This window comes from Pseudomonas sp. (genome assembly GCF_035512415.1).
Classification (GTDB): domain Bacteria; phylum Pseudomonadota; class Gammaproteobacteria; order Pseudomonadales; family Pseudomonadaceae; genus Aquipseudomonas.
This window is the reverse complement of the sequence record NZ_DATKDZ010000034.1, coordinates 79,336-92,106: the sequence shown is the minus strand read 5'-3', so window position 1 is coordinate 92,106 and position 12,771 is coordinate 79,336. Positions and strand designations below refer to the sequence as shown.

The window sequence follows — 12,771 nt, the reverse complement described above, 5'->3', positions numbered from 1 at the left end:
GGATTCTATACCCAGCACCATTCGGCTCAGCACAACTCTATAGGACGTTTCTTACCATGCCATGGAAAACCTGGTCAGCCGAACGCTTAGGCATCGCACTCGCGGTACTCGCCGCCTTCGGTTTCTCGTTCAAGGCGATTTTCGTCAAGCTGGCCTATGCCGCTGCGCCAGTGGACGCGATTACCCTGCTGACGCTGCGCATGAGCTTTGCCCTGCCTATCGCGTTGTGGGCCACGCTGTGGCTTTGCCGCGCAGCGCCGCCGCTTACGCGCAAAGACTGGAGCATGCTGATCGCCCTGGGGCTGCTGGGCTACTACGGTGCCAGCATTCTTGATTTTATTGGCCTGCAGTACATCTCAGCGGCGCTGGAGCGCCTGATTCTGTTTATCTACCCGACCATGACCGTGCTGATCGGCGTGCTGTTTATGGGCAAGCGTCTGGAGAAGCGCCAGGTGGCGGCGCTGCTGCTTTCCTACGCGGGCATCGGCCTGGCGTTCGCCCACGACCTGCACGTGGCGGAGGATCTGCATACGGTACTGATCGGTGCCGCCTTTATCTTCGGCTCCGCATTGTCCTACGCGCTGTACAGCTCCGGGGCCGAGGTGGCGATTCACCGGCTAGGCACCATCCGCTTCGCCTCCCTGGCGATTATCGTGTCCACCTTCGCCACGCAGATTCACTTTCTCGCCACGCAACCGTTTTCTGCACTGCAGCAGCCCGTAGAGGTGTATGCGTACAGCGCGGCGATGGCGATTTTCTCCACGGTGCTGCCGATATTCTGGCAATCGGCGGCGCTGCGCCTGATTGGCTCGGCGCGTACCGTGCTGATTGGCACGCTAGGGCCGATCCTGACGATTGTTTTCGCCTGGATGCTGTTATCGGAGCCGGTGTCGCTCGCCCAACTGGCGGGGGCTGGACTGGTTCTGGCGGGGGTGTTGTTGGTGTCACGGCGTAAAACGGTGCCCGTACAGCCTGAGCCTGTTGCCGAGGGCGTTCAAACCAGCAAGCAGGCGCTTGCCACGCCGGCTTCACCCGGCCAGTAGGCTTAGAAGCGGATCAGCAGAAACACAAGGGCTCTTGCGAGCCCTTATGTGATTCAACTTAGCGCCAGTGCCGCTGCTGCACCGTCTGGCTGCGGCCGACGCCCAGCAGCATGCCAACCAGCAGCGCCAGACTCTCCAGCAACCAAGCCAGCAGCATCGCGCAGGCTATGCCCCAGGCGATGGCCTCGGGGGCCAGCAGCACCTGGTAGCGGTAGGCGGCGAAGGTTTCTTCCATCAACTCATGGTCTGCTGCGGTAGCCAGATGCCAGACCTGGCCGTACCAGGGCCCTTGCATGGCCTTGGATTCGCGCTCAAGGAATGTCGAACGTTCGACCAGCGTGCCCAGGCTCTGCGCATCGCTGCGCATCACCGGGTCGGCGCTGGCCTGGTAATGGCCGACCAGCGCGACCAGATCGCCTTTGAAAAAGCGCCGAGCCGTTTCGCGAAAGCCCTTGAGCCCCAACTCCGATTCGATGCGATGGGCTTCGACGCGCTTGCTGTAGTCGTCGATAAACCCCGGTACCTGCACCCCAACCAGCAACCCCAGGGCAAACAAGGCCAACCGCAGATAGCTTCTAAACATGTTCCCTCCCCCAATTCAGTCCGTTATGCCTTGCGCCACACATTCACCGCCACGCCACAAACGCCACTCGCCTGGCTGGTAAAGCGTCCAGCTCTCGTTATCGGTCAACGGCTCGGTCGCCAAAACGCTGACCACGTCATTGGGCGTGGTTTCCGCCTGGAAATCCACCTGCATATCGGCATCTTTCAGATGTGCCGGGCCAAACGGAGCGCGCCGGGTGATATGCGCCAGCTTGCTGCTGCAAAAACTGAACAGCCAGTCGCCATCGCTGAGCAGGCAGTTGAATACGCCTTGCTGGCGATACCCGGCGCAGGCACTGACCAAGGTGGGCAGCAATTCCTCTACCGCCACCGGCTCGGGAAACGCCTGGCGCAGGCGATTGAGCAGATCACAGAAGGCCGCTTCGCTGTCGGTGTCGCCAATCGGCCGGTAGTTATCCTGACGCGGGGCAAAATCAGCCAATTGGCCGTTGTGCGCAAAGCACCAGTTACGCCCCCACATCTCGCGTACGAACGGATGGGTATTGGCCAGGCAGACGCGGCCGACATTGGCCTGGCGGATATGCCCGATCACCACTTCGCTCTTGATCGGGTAGCGCTGCACCAGCTGTGCCACCTCCGATTCGCTGCTAGCGCGTGGGTCCTGAAACAGACGCAGGCCGCGCCCTTCATAAAAACCGATGCCCCAGCCATCGCGGTGCGGGCCAGTACGCCCGCCGCGCTGCATCAAGCCGGTAAAGCTGAAGACGATATCGGTCGGCACATTGGCGCTCATTCCCAGCAATTCACACATGGCGCAACGCCTCGCGCAGTTGTTGCGCCTCAATCGCCAGACGCGCCTCGATGCGCTTGCGCGCCAACGGCAGGAAACGCGTCAGGGCGCGCCACAGCAGTTGCATGACATCACCGCCGCGTCGTGGAATCAGGTGCAGATGCAGGTGTGGTACATGCTGATTGGAGGTCGGCCCATCATTAACCAGGAAATTGATGCCCTGCTCACCATAACCGGCCGCGCGCAAGGCGGCGGCCATGCGTTGCGCCAGCGGCAGCAGCTGCTCACAGGCAGCAGTGGAAAGGTCTTTGAGAAAGGGCACGTGTTCGCGGCTGACAATCAGCACATGGGCCGGGCGCAGAGGGAAGATATCCAGCAGGACGAAGAAATGTTCGTCCTCATAAATACGCTGTGCAGGTAGCTGGTTGCCGGCAATTGCACAAAACACACAGTCCATAAGCCCTCCTTGTAGGCGAAGGGCCATGCTGAACGGCCGCGTAGCCGGGCGCAAGGTTTACAGCGTGATGCGCGCCTCACTCAGAGACGCGGTTCCAGCCGGCCGCCGTGGTCGCGTTGGGTGTCGTAGGATTCGGCGGGGTAATCGTCCTGTTCCAGCATTTCGCGCATGGTCGGCTCATTTTCACTGCTTGCGGTCTCACCTCTCCGGTCTTTCCACCAGCGCACCACAGGCCAGCGGATCGCCACGAACAGCAGATAAAGCGCCAAGGCAATCAGGCTGTACATGGCCAGATCGGCCACCGCTCGCCAGACGTTGTTGCCGACATCCAGTAGCAGGTCCATGGCGCTGATCGCCACGGCCGGGGCAAACTGCTCCTTGGCCGGATCAACAATGGTCGGGCTGAATAACAGCACGGCCATCAGCACCCGCAGCGGTTCGCGCAGGTAGCGCCACATCCAGCCGGTCAGGCGAAACCACACCACCAGGCAGCCGAATGCGGCGATCAGGTAAGCGCCCCAGGCAAGTAAATAGTCGTTTTCACTCATAACGCGGTGGTTCTCTAGACATAACGGGCCAAACAGGCCTGGAAAAGCGGCCGGGCTGCACTTTTCCGCGGCCGGCTGACAAACTGGCGCTTATGATAACGGCTTTTGCCTGCTGCGGCGTCCCCGCCGTCAGCCGTCCGCCTCTGGAGTTGCCCTATGTCGCATGCCCCCATCGCCCGCGCCGAGAATACTGACGACCCTTATCGCTGGCTGGAAAATCGCGACAGCGCCGAGGTGCTCGAATACCTCCAGGCGGAAAATACCTACCTGGAAAGCCAGCTGCGCGGGCAACGCGAATTACGCGAGACGCTGTTTGAGGAAATCAAAGGCCGTATCCGCGAGACCGACCTGAGCCTGCCCTCGCCCTGGGGGCCCTATCTGTATTACCAGCGCACCACCGCCGGCGACGAGTACCCGCGCCATTACCGCTGCCTGCGCCCGGCCGATGGCTCACTCCAGGTCGATGACGCCAGCGAACACCTATTGCTCGACCCCAATGCCCTGGCCGACGGCGGCTTTATTGCCCTCGGCGCGTTCAGCATCAGCCCCGACCACCAGCGCCTGGCCTACAGCCTGGATACCAGCGGCGAAGAAACCTACCAGCTGTTCGTCAAGGACCTGAACGACGACAGCCTCAGCGAGCTACCCTTCGCCGACTGCGACGGCAGCATGACCTGGGCCAACGACAGCCAGACACTATTCTTCGGCGAACTGGACGAAACCCACCGGCCGCACAAGCTCTACCGCCATCGCCTGGGCAGCGCGACGGCCGAACTGGTGTTCCATGAAGCCGACGGACGCTTCTTCCTCAGTTGCTACCGCAGCAGCTCCGAACGCCAGCTGGTGCTGCTGCTCGGCAGCAAGACCACCAGCGAAGCCTGGGTGCTGGATGCCGCAACACCACAAGGCCGCTTCAGCTGCGTGGCTCCGCGCGAGGAAGGCCACGAGTACGACCTCGACCACGGCAAGCTGGGCGACGACTGGGTCTGGCTGATCCGCAGCAACCAGAACGGGATCAACTTCGCCCTGTACCAGGCTCCCGAGCAGTCGCCCCAGCGTGAACACTGGCAGCAGCTGCGCGGCCATGATCCCCTGGTCATGCTCGAAGGCATCAGCCTGAACCAGGAAGCCCTGGTGCTCAGCCTGCGCGAAGGCGGCCTGCCGATCCTCGAAGTGCAGCCCCAGGGCCAGCCAGCCTACCGCGTGCAGTTACCGGATGCGGCTTACAGCCTTTATGTACAGGACACCCTGGAGTTCGCCAGCCCGGTGATCCGCCTGCGTTACGAGGCGCTCAATCGCCCGGCGCAGATCCGTCAGCTGCAACTGGGCACTGGCGAACAGCAGGTGCTCAAGGAAACCCCGGTGCTGGGCCCGTTCGATGCCGACAGCTATGTCAGCCAGCGCCTGTGGGCCACGGCCAAGGATGGCAGCCAGGTGCCGATCAGCCTGGTGGCCAAGCGCGAGGTACTCAGCGACGCAATGCCCGCCCCGCTCTATCTATACGGCTACGGGGCCTACGGCGAAAGCCTCGACCCCTGGTTCTCCCACGCACGCCTGTCCCTGCTGGAGCGCGGCTTCGTCTTCGCCATCGCCCATGTACGCGGCGGCGGCGAACTGGGCGAGGCCTGGTACCGTGCCGGCAAGCTGGAACACAAGCAGAACTCGTTCAGCGACTTTATCGCCTGCGCCGAACAGCTGATCGACAGCGGCTACACCAGCAGCGACCGACTGTGCATCAGCGGCGGCAGCGCCGGTGGCCTGCTGATAGGCGCGGTGCTCAATCAGCGCCCCGAGCTGTTCGCCGCCGCCGTTGCCGAGGTGCCCTTCGTCGATGTGCTCAACACCATGCAGAACCCCGACCTGCCGCTGACCGTGACCGAATACGACGAATGGGGCGATCCCCACGAGCCCGAGGTGTTCGAGCGGATCAAGGCCTATGCGCCTTACGAGAACGTCAGTGCACAGGCCTACCCGGCGATCCTCGCCGTGGCCGGTTACAACGACAGCCGGGTGCAGTACTGGGAAGCCGCCAAATGGGTGGCCCGGCTACGCGCGCGCAAGACCGACAACAACCTGCTGTTGCTGAAAACCGAGCTGGATGCCGGCCACGGCGGCATGAGCGGCCGCTACCAGGCGTTCAAGGATGTGGCTTTGGAATATGCCTTTATCCTCAAAGTACTGGAACTGAACCCCCAAAGGTCTGCGGAATAAACCCATGCAAACGCTTCTCTACCGCTGGCTATTGCTGATCGGTATCGGCCATGTCGCCCTCGGATTACTCCTGGCATTCACCGCCCATGCCGGGTTTCTGCAGCCCTATTTCGACTACCTGCATGCCAGCGTCTCGAACGAGCTGCCATCGCCGCAGTTCCAGACCCTGCTGAAAAGCATGGTGCAGTTGTTCGGCCCCACCGTGGCCAGTTGGGGCGTGATCTTCAGCCTGCTTATAGTGCTGTACCTGTTCAGCCGGGATACATGGGTAACGCATGTCGGGATACATGGGTAACGGGTTGATGATCCTCACTTGCGCTTTCTCAAGTCGAGCTGGCGGATGGTCTTGTGGATGAAAATTACATCGTAGACGTCATCCACCTTGGTCGGGCGGATGGCCACCCGCTCGGCGACGGGCACCAGTGGATGCCCTGGATACATCTGGACGACGTGCTCGATAGCTGCGCATTTCTAATGAGCAGGCCAGACATCCAGGGCGCGGTTAACCTTTGCGCGCCAGAGCCCGTCACCCAGGCCACATTCAGCCAGCAGCTGAAGCAGCATATCCGTCACGCACTATTCAGCGTGAAGGTGCCGGCCGCGCTGGTACGCCTGCTCGTCGGTGAAATGGCCGACGAAGTGCTGCTGAAGGGCCAACGGGTAATACCGACCAAGTTGCTGACACAGGGGTATGTGTTTCATTACGGCGACTTGGCGTCGGCACTGGAGCAGTTAACCCAAACGCGCCCAGACTGACCGGCTATCGTTACACTTGTTCCAGCAAACATCGGCAGGCCAGCTAACGTCGCTACCTAAGCCGCGCGCACCCATTTACCCTGACGACTGAAAAAACCATGTCCGACAGTTCTACTTTGATCAACGAAATCCGCGACATGCTACTCGACTGTGGCCTGTTCAATAGCCTGCAAGCGAGCGATCTGCTCTGCGCGGCAGGTTATTTCAGCATCAGCCGCTGTGAGCAGAACGAGGTGATTTGCAATGAGGGTGATGCCGGCAGCTTTATGTGCATCATCCATTTCGGCGCGGTATCGGTGCTTAAAACCAACTCCAACGGCGACGCTATCGAGATCGCCAAACTGCGCAGAGGCCGTGCCTTCGGCGAGATGGCAGTGTTGGACGGCGAAAGGCGTTCGGCCAGTTGCGTGGCCATCAGCGAATGCAACTTGCTGATTCTGTCCAAGGACTCCCTGGACAAGATGCTTCAGGACGCCCCCAAAACCGCCGCCAAGGTGATTCGCTCAATTGCCGTGGCCATGTCGAAACGCCTGCGCATGACCGATGGTCAGTTGGTCGAGCAGCAACTCTAGAACGTAGCTCAGTCCGCCCGCTTGCCAGGTTTTTCTCGATTGTGCTGACGTTGTTGCTCCAGCAGCGGCAAATCCCGGTCCGGTAGCGGTACGGCCGGGTTCGGGGTATTGGGTAGCGGTCTTAGCAGCGGCGGGTTATGCGGCGTGCGCTGGGGCACCTGGCTTGGCTGCACCGGCGTCGTATAGGGTTGCGGCGTGGCCGTACCGGGCGCGCCCGCAGGTCGGCCATCGACACGCGACCCAGCCGCCTGCTGGGCCTGCACGGCCGCTGCACAGAGCAGACCCAGGGCGAATATCCAGGGCGATAAGCGATGCATTCTCGTGCTCCTCGTTTGCAGTGATGCAGTTTGGGCCACGGCTTGGCGGCAAAGTGCCGACAACACGGTTCTCAGTGACCGCCGGCAGCGCTAGACTGCTGACATAGGCCTTATTTATGAGACTCCAGATGAGCAGCGATAAATCCCCCTCACCCACCGCCAAGCTTGACCGCATCCTCGCCGAGGCCCAGCGCGGCCGCGAAGAAGGCTATCGCGACAAGGCCCTGAAGATGTACCCGCATGTCTGCGGCCGCTGCGCCCGGGAGTTTTCCGGCAAGCGTCTAAGCGAACTGACCGTGCACCACCGCGACCACAACCACGACAACAACCCTCAGGATGGCTCCAACTGGGAGCTGCTGTGCCTGTTCTGTCACGACAACGAACACGCCCGCTATACCGACCAGCAATATTTCGGCGAAGGCTCCACCGCCAGCCAGCAAGGGCCGAAAGTAACCCACAAGGCCTTTGCCGACCTGGCCGCCCTGCTGAAAAAGAAAGACTAGAACAATACTGCCGCTAGGCGCGCCGCGCACACCAAGAACGCCTGCCCCTCACTGGTGCGCACCACGGATAACGATGCAGACGCTATCGCTTGCGGACTCAGGGAGCCTTGATGCCCCGTGCGGCTTCGGCCAGGTAGAACCAGGTCGGCGCATCCAGCTGCAGCTCGGTGCCGGCCAGCGCTTCGTCGATACGCGCCTGGCGCAGGCTGCCGAGAATAGGTAGCGGGCTGCCGGGCAAGCGGCGCAACCAGGCCAGGGCGACCTGGGTCGGGGTCGCCTGCAGGGCCGTGGCGACTTCGCCCAGGGCCTGCTGCAAGGTCGGTGGAAACTGCCCGCCGGCCAGCGGCGACCAGGCCAGCACCTGCAGTCCGGCGGCCTGCATGGCCTGCAACTGGCCATCCCAGGCCGGTTGCTGGGCCAGCAGCGACAGCTCAATCTGGTTACAGCGCAGCGGCAGTTCCCTGGCCAGCACTTGCCAATGCAGCGGCTCGGCATTGGACAGGCCGATCCAGCCTACCTTGCCGCTGGCCAGCATGGCCTGCAGCGCGCGGGTCACCTCCTCGACCTGCAACAGCGGGTCGGGGCGATGCAGCAGAAAGCCGTCCAGGTGCTCGACGCCCAGGCGCGTCAATGAGGCCTCCAGGGCCTGGTTGAGGTAGCTCGCGGCGCTGTTGTAGTGCTTGACCCGCCAGCGCGACAGGTCCTGGCTGGCCGGTACGATATCGGCCTTGCTGATCAGTTCAAGCCCTTGACGCACCTGCGGACGCAGCCTCAGGGCCGCGCCGAAACGCGTTTCGCACTCGCCCAGGCCGTAGATATTGGCGTGGTCGAAGCCGTTCAGGCCACGCTCCACGCAGCGCTCGATAAACCCCAGCAAGGCCTGGGGCGCGGCCAGCTCGGGGTAGTCGAGCAGGCGCATCATGCCCAGCAGCAGGGGTTGCCGCATTGCCTGGGTCACAGGTTTTCGAGCAACTGCAGAGCTTCGCTGCTGCATTGCTGAATACGCGCCCAGTCGCCGTTCTTGACCCACTCGCTGTCGAACATCCAGGTGCCCCCGACGCACATCACGTTGGCCAGGGCCATATAGCGCTGCACGTTGTCCGGGTTGATGCCGCCAGTGGGGCAGAATTTCACCCCGGCAAAGGGACCGCCCAGGGCCTTGAGCGCCGCGGTGCCGCCGCAGACTTCTGCCGGGAACAGCTTGAAGCGGCGGTAGCCGAGGGCATAGCCGAGCATGATGTCGGAGGCACTGCTGACACCGGGCAACAGCGGCACCGGGCTTTCCAGGCTGGCCTGGAGCAATTCCCGGGTCGAACCCGGGGTGACGATAAACTGCGCACCGGCTTCGAGCGCCGCATCCAGCATCGACAGATCCAGCACGGTGCCGGCACCGACGCACAGCTCGGGGCGCTGCTCACGCAGCAGGCGGATGGCATTGAGGCCGTGGGCGGAGCGCAGGGTCACTTCCAGCACCGTCAAGCCACCGGCAGCCAGGGCATCGGCCAGCGGCAGGATATCCGCCTCGCGGGCGATGGTGATCACCGGCATGATCCGCGCACGGGCGCAGATGCTGTCGATCTGGGCGATCTTCTCGGCCATGCGGGCCTGCGGGGTATTTTCGTTGTGGGTCATATCGGCTGGTCCTTCGGCCCTAGGGGCACCAGTAAATCTCAAGGGGAGAATGCAGCAAGGCGCGGATCGGCATATGCGCCACGTCGTCGCCGGCCAGGGCCGCACGCAGCGTGGCCAGCTTGTCCGGGCCCTGAATCGCCAGCAGCGGCAAACGCGCCGCCGCCAGCAGCGGTAGGGTCAGGCTCAGGCGCTGGGCCGGCGCACTGGGGGCCTGCATCGGCAACACCCGGTGCGGGCAATCGGCCTGCAGGGCCAGGTCCAGATTGGGGCTGGCCGGGAACAGCGAGGCGGTATGGCCGTCGTCGCCCATGCCGAGTACCAGCACATCGATCGGCGGCAAATCGGCCAGAGCTGCATCGGCCAGTTCGGCGGCCTGCTGCAGACTGCTCGCCACCCGGTACAGGCTGAGAAAACGTGCCTCAGCCGCAGCGCCACGGAGCAGATGACGGCGCACCAGCGCCTCATTGCTGCTGGCATGATTGGTCGGCACCCAGCGTTCGTCCGCCAGGCTGATCAGCACGCGCTGCCAGTGCAGCGGTTGCTGCGCCAGGGCCTCGAAAAAGGCAATCGGGCTGCGCCCGCCGGACACCACCAGGGTCGCCTGACCACGGCTTTCAATGGCTATCCGCAGCGCCTCGGCCACGGCCACGGCCTGCGCCTCGGCCAGGGCCTGGGGGGCGGCGTGGCTGTGGGCAACCACGCCCGGTGGCAGTTCGAGATCAGAGATCGCCATACCAGCTCCTACCGTCGCGGGTGATCAGGGCAATCGAGCCCATGGGCCCCCAGGTACCGGCGGCGTAAGGTTTGGGCGCATCGCCCAGGCGCTTCCAGCCGGCGATCAGCTGATCGCACCACAGCCAGGCGTGTTCGATTTCATCCTTGCGCACAAACAGGTTCTGGTTGCCGCGCATCACTTCCAGCAACAACCGCTCGTAGGCATCGGGCACCCGGGCGCTGCGGTAAGTATCGGAAAAATTCAGCTGCAGCGGGCCGCTGCGCAGCTGCATGCCCTTGTCCAGGCCCTGGTCCTTGGTCATCACCTGCAGGGCGATGCCTTCGTCCGGTTGCAGGCGGATGATCAGCTTGTTGCCGATCAGCTGGCGCTGCTCCGGGTCGAAGATGTAGTGCGGCGGCGCTTTGAAATGGATAACGATCTGCGACATCTTTTCCGCCATGCGCTTACCGGTGCGCAGGTAGAACGGCACGCCGGCCCAGCGCCAGTTGCGGATATCGGCACGCAGGGCGACAAAGGTTTCGGTGTCGCTGCGGGTGTTGGAATTTTCTTCTTCCAGATAGCCCGGTACTGCCTTGCCATCGCTGCTGCCGGCCACGTACTGGCCGCGCACCACCTGTTGGCTGAGTTGCTCGCCTGTGATCGGGGCCAGGGCCTTGAGCACCTTGACCTTCTCATCACGGATGCTGTCAGCGGACAGGTCGCTGGGCGGGTCCATGGCGATCAGGCAGAGCAGTTGCAGCAGGTGATTCTGGATCATGTCGCGCAGCTGCCCGGCCTGGTCGAAATACCCCCAGCGGCCCTCGATACCGACCTTCTCTGCCACGGTGATTTCCACGTGGGAGATATGGTTCTGGTTCCACTGGGTTTCGAACAGGCTGTTGGCAAAACGCAGGGCTATCAGATTCTGCACCGTATCCTTGCCCAGGTAATGGTCGATGCGATAGGTGCGGGTTTCCGGGAAATACTGCGCGACCGCATCGTTGACCGCCCGCGAGGACTCCAGGTCATGACCGATGGGCTTTTCCAGCACGGCGCGGGTGCGCTCGGCCAGGCCGACCGCCGCCAGGTTGGCGCAGATGCCGCCGTAAACCGAGGCTGGGGTGGCGAAATAGGCGATCAAGCGCTCGCGGTTACCGACCTGTTCGGCCAGCAGCAGGTAGTCATCGGCCTCAAGGAAATCCATGCTCAGGTAGCTCAGGCGCGCCTGGAAGCGTTGCAGCACGGCGGCGTCCACCTCGGCGGCCGGCACATGGCGGCGCAGGTGCTGCTCGATTTGCTGCAGGTACTGCTGCGCATCGCCAGCGTCGCGGGCCAGGGCGAGAATCTGCGTATCGGCGTGCAGCAGCCCGGCCCGATCCAGCTGATAGAGCGCCGGAAACAACTTGCGCAGGGCCAGGTCGCCGAGCGCACCGAATAAGGCAAAAGTACAGGATTCAACGGTTATCGAAGGCATGATGTTTGTTCTTTTATCAAGTTAAGCTAGAAATACCCGGTTGCAACGGATTAATCAAGGTTGAATGTAGTAATAAAAACAACATTTTCACAAATTCCACTTTGCAGTGGTCGTCACCTGGCCCCATCAGTACGATAGGCCAGCAAATTCAGTGCAGGTTTAAGGAATCAACATGGATCGCGTGCGCAATCTACTGGAGCAGATCCAGGGCCGACTCGACAGCCTGAACAAGGCCGAACGCAAGGTCGCCGAGGTGATCCTGCTCAACCCGCAACAGGCCACCCGCCTGAGCATTGCCGCGCTAGCCCAGGCCGCCCTGGTCAGCGAACCCACGGTCAACCGCTTCTGCCGCTCCTTCGGCGTCAGCGGCTATCCGGAACTGAAGATGCAACTGGCGCAGAGCCTGGCCAGCGGCGCGGCCTATGTCAGCCGCGCAGTGGAAGCCGACGACGCCCCGGAAGCCTATACCCGCAAGATCTTCGGCAGCGCCATCGCTTCTCTGGACAGCGCCTGCCAGACCATCGACCCGCAGCTGATCAGCCGCGCCGTCGACCTGCTGATCCAGGCCCGGCAGATCCACTTCTTCGGCCTCGGTGCCTCGGCCTCGGTGGCCCTGGATGCGCAGCACAAGTTTTTCCGTTTCAACCTCGCGGTCACCGCCCATTCCGACGTGCTGATGCAGCGCATGCTGGCCTCGGTGGCCCACACCGGCGATCTGTTTGTGATCATCTCCTACACCGGACGCACCCGCGAGCTGGTGGAAGTAGCGCGCCTGGCCCGGGAAAACGGCGCATCGGTACTCGGCCTCACGGCCGCCGGCTCGCCCCTGGCCCAGGCCAGCACCCTGAGCCTGGACATCCCGCTGCCGGAGGACACCGACATCTATATGCCGATGACCTCGCGGATCATCCAGCTCACCGTGCTCGACGTACTGGCCACCGGCATGACCCTACGCCGCGGTGTGGACTTCCAGCCGCACCTGCGCAAGATCAAGGAAAGCCTTAACGCCAGCCGCTACCCGGCCGACGAAGAGCCGATCTAAGCGCCCACGTACGCCAGCGCCAACCGGCCTGCCTGGTGCGCACAGCACACCCTACGGGCCGACTCGCGCCTCATCCGTAGGGTGCGCCGTGCGTACCACCGACACCAGGCCGCCTGATGCGTGCAGCGCACCCTACCCCCATGCACC

16 protein-coding genes are annotated in these 12,771 nt (G+C 62.9%); 7 read left to right on the top strand and 9 right to left on the bottom strand.

Annotated features, from left to right (window positions below; genetic code table 11):
- Nucleotides 1-56 precede the first annotated feature (56 nt).
- Nucleotides 57-1,043, top strand: a complete 987-nt coding sequence (locus tag VMP31_RS16605) for a DMT family transporter (protein WP_325508808.1) — start codon at nucleotides 57-59, stop codon at nucleotides 1,041-1,043.
- Nucleotides 1,044-1,101: 58 nt separating this feature from the next.
- On the opposite strand, the gene VMP31_RS16600 is transcribed toward VMP31_RS16605, so the two are convergent.
- The 4 genes from VMP31_RS16600 to VMP31_RS16585 form a co-directional block, all read right to left on the bottom strand.
- The gene (locus VMP31_RS16600; protein ID WP_325508807.1) at nucleotides 1,102-1,626 is read right to left on the bottom strand and encodes a DUF2937 family protein; all 525 of its coding nucleotides are present in this window, start codon (nucleotides 1,624-1,626) and stop codon (nucleotides 1,102-1,104) included.
- A gap of 15 nt (nucleotides 1,627-1,641) precedes the next feature.
- On the bottom strand, nucleotides 1,642-2,418 hold the full coding sequence (locus VMP31_RS16595; RefSeq protein ID WP_325508806.1) for a class II glutamine amidotransferase: 777 nt from the start codon (nucleotides 2,416-2,418) through the stop codon (nucleotides 1,642-1,644).
- The gene (locus VMP31_RS16590; protein ID WP_325508805.1) at nucleotides 2,411-2,854 is read right to left on the bottom strand and encodes an HIT family protein; all 444 of its coding nucleotides are present in this window, start codon (nucleotides 2,852-2,854) and stop codon (nucleotides 2,411-2,413) included. The genes VMP31_RS16595 and VMP31_RS16590 overlap by 8 nt, the downstream gene beginning before the upstream one ends.
- Before the next feature lie 80 nt (nucleotides 2,855-2,934).
- Nucleotides 2,935-3,402, bottom strand: a complete 468-nt coding sequence (locus VMP31_RS16585) for an MFS transporter (protein WP_325508804.1) — start codon at nucleotides 3,400-3,402, stop codon at nucleotides 2,935-2,937.
- Between the two features lie 156 nt (nucleotides 3,403-3,558).
- Here VMP31_RS16585 and VMP31_RS16580 point away from each other — a divergent pair, with 156 nt between their 5' ends.
- From VMP31_RS16580 to VMP31_RS16565, 4 genes are all read left to right on the top strand, one after another.
- On the top strand, nucleotides 3,559-5,613 hold the full coding sequence (locus VMP31_RS16580; protein WP_325508803.1) for a S9 family peptidase: 2,055 nt from the start codon (nucleotides 3,559-3,561) through the stop codon (nucleotides 5,611-5,613).
- A gap of 4 nt (nucleotides 5,614-5,617) precedes the next feature.
- On the top strand, nucleotides 5,618-5,908 hold the full coding sequence (locus VMP31_RS16575; RefSeq protein ID WP_325508802.1) for a hypothetical protein: 291 nt from the start codon (nucleotides 5,618-5,620) through the stop codon (nucleotides 5,906-5,908).
- A gap of 53 nt (nucleotides 5,909-5,961) precedes the next feature.
- Nucleotides 5,962-6,369 (top strand): DUF1731 domain-containing protein, encoded by a 408-nt coding sequence (locus VMP31_RS16570; RefSeq protein ID WP_325508801.1) that lies wholly within the window; start codon nucleotides 5,962-5,964, stop codon nucleotides 6,367-6,369.
- Nucleotides 6,370-6,467: 98 nt separating this feature from the next.
- Entirely contained in the window at nucleotides 6,468-6,941 is a 474-nt protein-coding gene (locus tag VMP31_RS16565) for a cyclic nucleotide-binding domain-containing protein (RefSeq protein ID WP_325508800.1), read from the top strand.
- An 8-nt stretch (nucleotides 6,942-6,949) separates the two neighbouring features.
- On the opposite strand, the gene VMP31_RS16560 is transcribed toward VMP31_RS16565, so the two are convergent.
- Entirely contained in the window at nucleotides 6,950-7,258 is a 309-nt protein-coding gene (locus VMP31_RS16560; protein WP_325508799.1) for a hypothetical protein, read from the bottom strand.
- Nucleotides 7,259-7,386: 128 nt separating this feature from the next.
- Here VMP31_RS16560 and VMP31_RS16555 point away from each other — a divergent pair, with 128 nt between their 5' ends.
- Nucleotides 7,387-7,761 carry a YajD family HNH nuclease gene (locus VMP31_RS16555; protein WP_325508798.1) on the top strand — a complete coding sequence of 125 codons (375 nt, stop codon included), beginning with the start codon at nucleotides 7,387-7,389 and terminating at the stop codon, nucleotides 7,759-7,761.
- Nucleotides 7,762-7,858: 97 nt separating this feature from the next.
- On the opposite strand, the gene VMP31_RS16550 is transcribed toward VMP31_RS16555, so the two are convergent.
- Genes VMP31_RS16550 through zwf form a run of 4 tightly spaced genes read right to left on the bottom strand, consistent with a single transcriptional unit; the run spans nucleotide 7,859 to nucleotide 11,582 of the window.
- A complete protein-coding gene (locus tag VMP31_RS16550) occupies nucleotides 7,859-8,707 on the bottom strand; it encodes an aldo/keto reductase (RefSeq protein ID WP_325508797.1) in 849 nt (282 codons plus the stop codon).
- An 8-nt stretch (nucleotides 8,708-8,715) separates the two neighbouring features.
- Entirely contained in the window at nucleotides 8,716-9,393 is a 678-nt protein-coding gene (locus VMP31_RS16545; protein WP_325508796.1) for a bifunctional 4-hydroxy-2-oxoglutarate aldolase/2-dehydro-3-deoxy-phosphogluconate aldolase, read from the bottom strand.
- A 19-nt stretch (nucleotides 9,394-9,412) separates the two neighbouring features.
- Nucleotides 9,413-10,126, bottom strand: a complete 714-nt coding sequence (gene pgl, locus VMP31_RS16540) for a 6-phosphogluconolactonase (protein ID WP_325508795.1) — start codon at nucleotides 10,124-10,126, stop codon at nucleotides 9,413-9,415.
- Nucleotides 10,113-11,582 carry a glucose-6-phosphate dehydrogenase gene (zwf, locus tag VMP31_RS16535; RefSeq protein WP_325508794.1) on the bottom strand — a complete coding sequence of 490 codons (1,470 nt, stop codon included), beginning with the start codon at nucleotides 11,580-11,582 and terminating at the stop codon, nucleotides 10,113-10,115. Before zwf ends, pgl begins: the two co-directional genes overlap by 14 nt.
- Before the next feature lie 181 nt (nucleotides 11,583-11,763).
- Here zwf and VMP31_RS16530 point away from each other — a divergent pair, with 181 nt between their 5' ends.
- Nucleotides 11,764-12,624: a MurR/RpiR family transcriptional regulator gene (locus VMP31_RS16530; RefSeq protein ID WP_274087690.1), complete on the top strand. Its 861-nt coding sequence runs from the start codon at nucleotides 11,764-11,766 to the stop codon at nucleotides 12,622-12,624.
- The last annotated feature ends 147 nt before the right edge of the window (nucleotides 12,625-12,771 follow it).

Coding starts and splice junctions, on each gene's coding strand:
- VMP31_RS16600 (WP_325508807.1), bottom strand. CDS start 1,626: ATGTTTAGAAGCTATCTGCGGTTGGCCTTGTTTGCCCTGGGGTTGCTG.
- VMP31_RS16545 (WP_325508796.1), bottom strand. CDS start 9,393: ATGACCCACAACGAAAATACCCCGCAGGCCCGCATGGCCGAGAAGATC.
- VMP31_RS16605 (WP_325508808.1), top strand. CDS start 57: ATGCCATGGAAAACCTGGTCAGCCGAACGCTTAGGCATCGCACTCGCG.
- zwf (WP_325508794.1), bottom strand. CDS start 11,582: ATGCCTTCGATAACCGTTGAATCCTGTACTTTTGCCTTATTCGGTGCG.
- VMP31_RS16560 (WP_325508799.1), bottom strand. CDS start 7,258: ATGCATCGCTTATCGCCCTGGATATTCGCCCTGGGTCTGCTCTGTGCA.
- VMP31_RS16590 (WP_325508805.1), bottom strand. CDS start 2,854: ATGGACTGTGTGTTTTGTGCAATTGCCGGCAACCAGCTACCTGCACAG.
- VMP31_RS16580 (WP_325508803.1), top strand. CDS start 3,559: ATGTCGCATGCCCCCATCGCCCGCGCCGAGAATACTGACGACCCTTAT.
- VMP31_RS16565 (WP_325508800.1), top strand. CDS start 6,468: ATGTCCGACAGTTCTACTTTGATCAACGAAATCCGCGACATGCTACTC.
- pgl (WP_325508795.1), bottom strand. CDS start 10,126: ATGGCGATCTCTGATCTCGAACTGCCACCGGGCGTGGTTGCCCACAGC.
- VMP31_RS16550 (WP_325508797.1), bottom strand. CDS start 8,707: ATGCGGCAACCCCTGCTGCTGGGCATGATGCGCCTGCTCGACTACCCC.
- VMP31_RS16585 (WP_325508804.1), bottom strand. CDS start 3,402: ATGAGTGAAAACGACTATTTACTTGCCTGGGGCGCTTACCTGATCGCC.
- VMP31_RS16555 (WP_325508798.1), top strand. CDS start 7,387: ATGAGCAGCGATAAATCCCCCTCACCCACCGCCAAGCTTGACCGCATC.
- VMP31_RS16595 (WP_325508806.1), bottom strand. CDS start 2,418: ATGTGTGAATTGCTGGGAATGAGCGCCAATGTGCCGACCGATATCGTC.
- VMP31_RS16575 (WP_325508802.1), top strand. CDS start 5,618: ATGCAAACGCTTCTCTACCGCTGGCTATTGCTGATCGGTATCGGCCAT.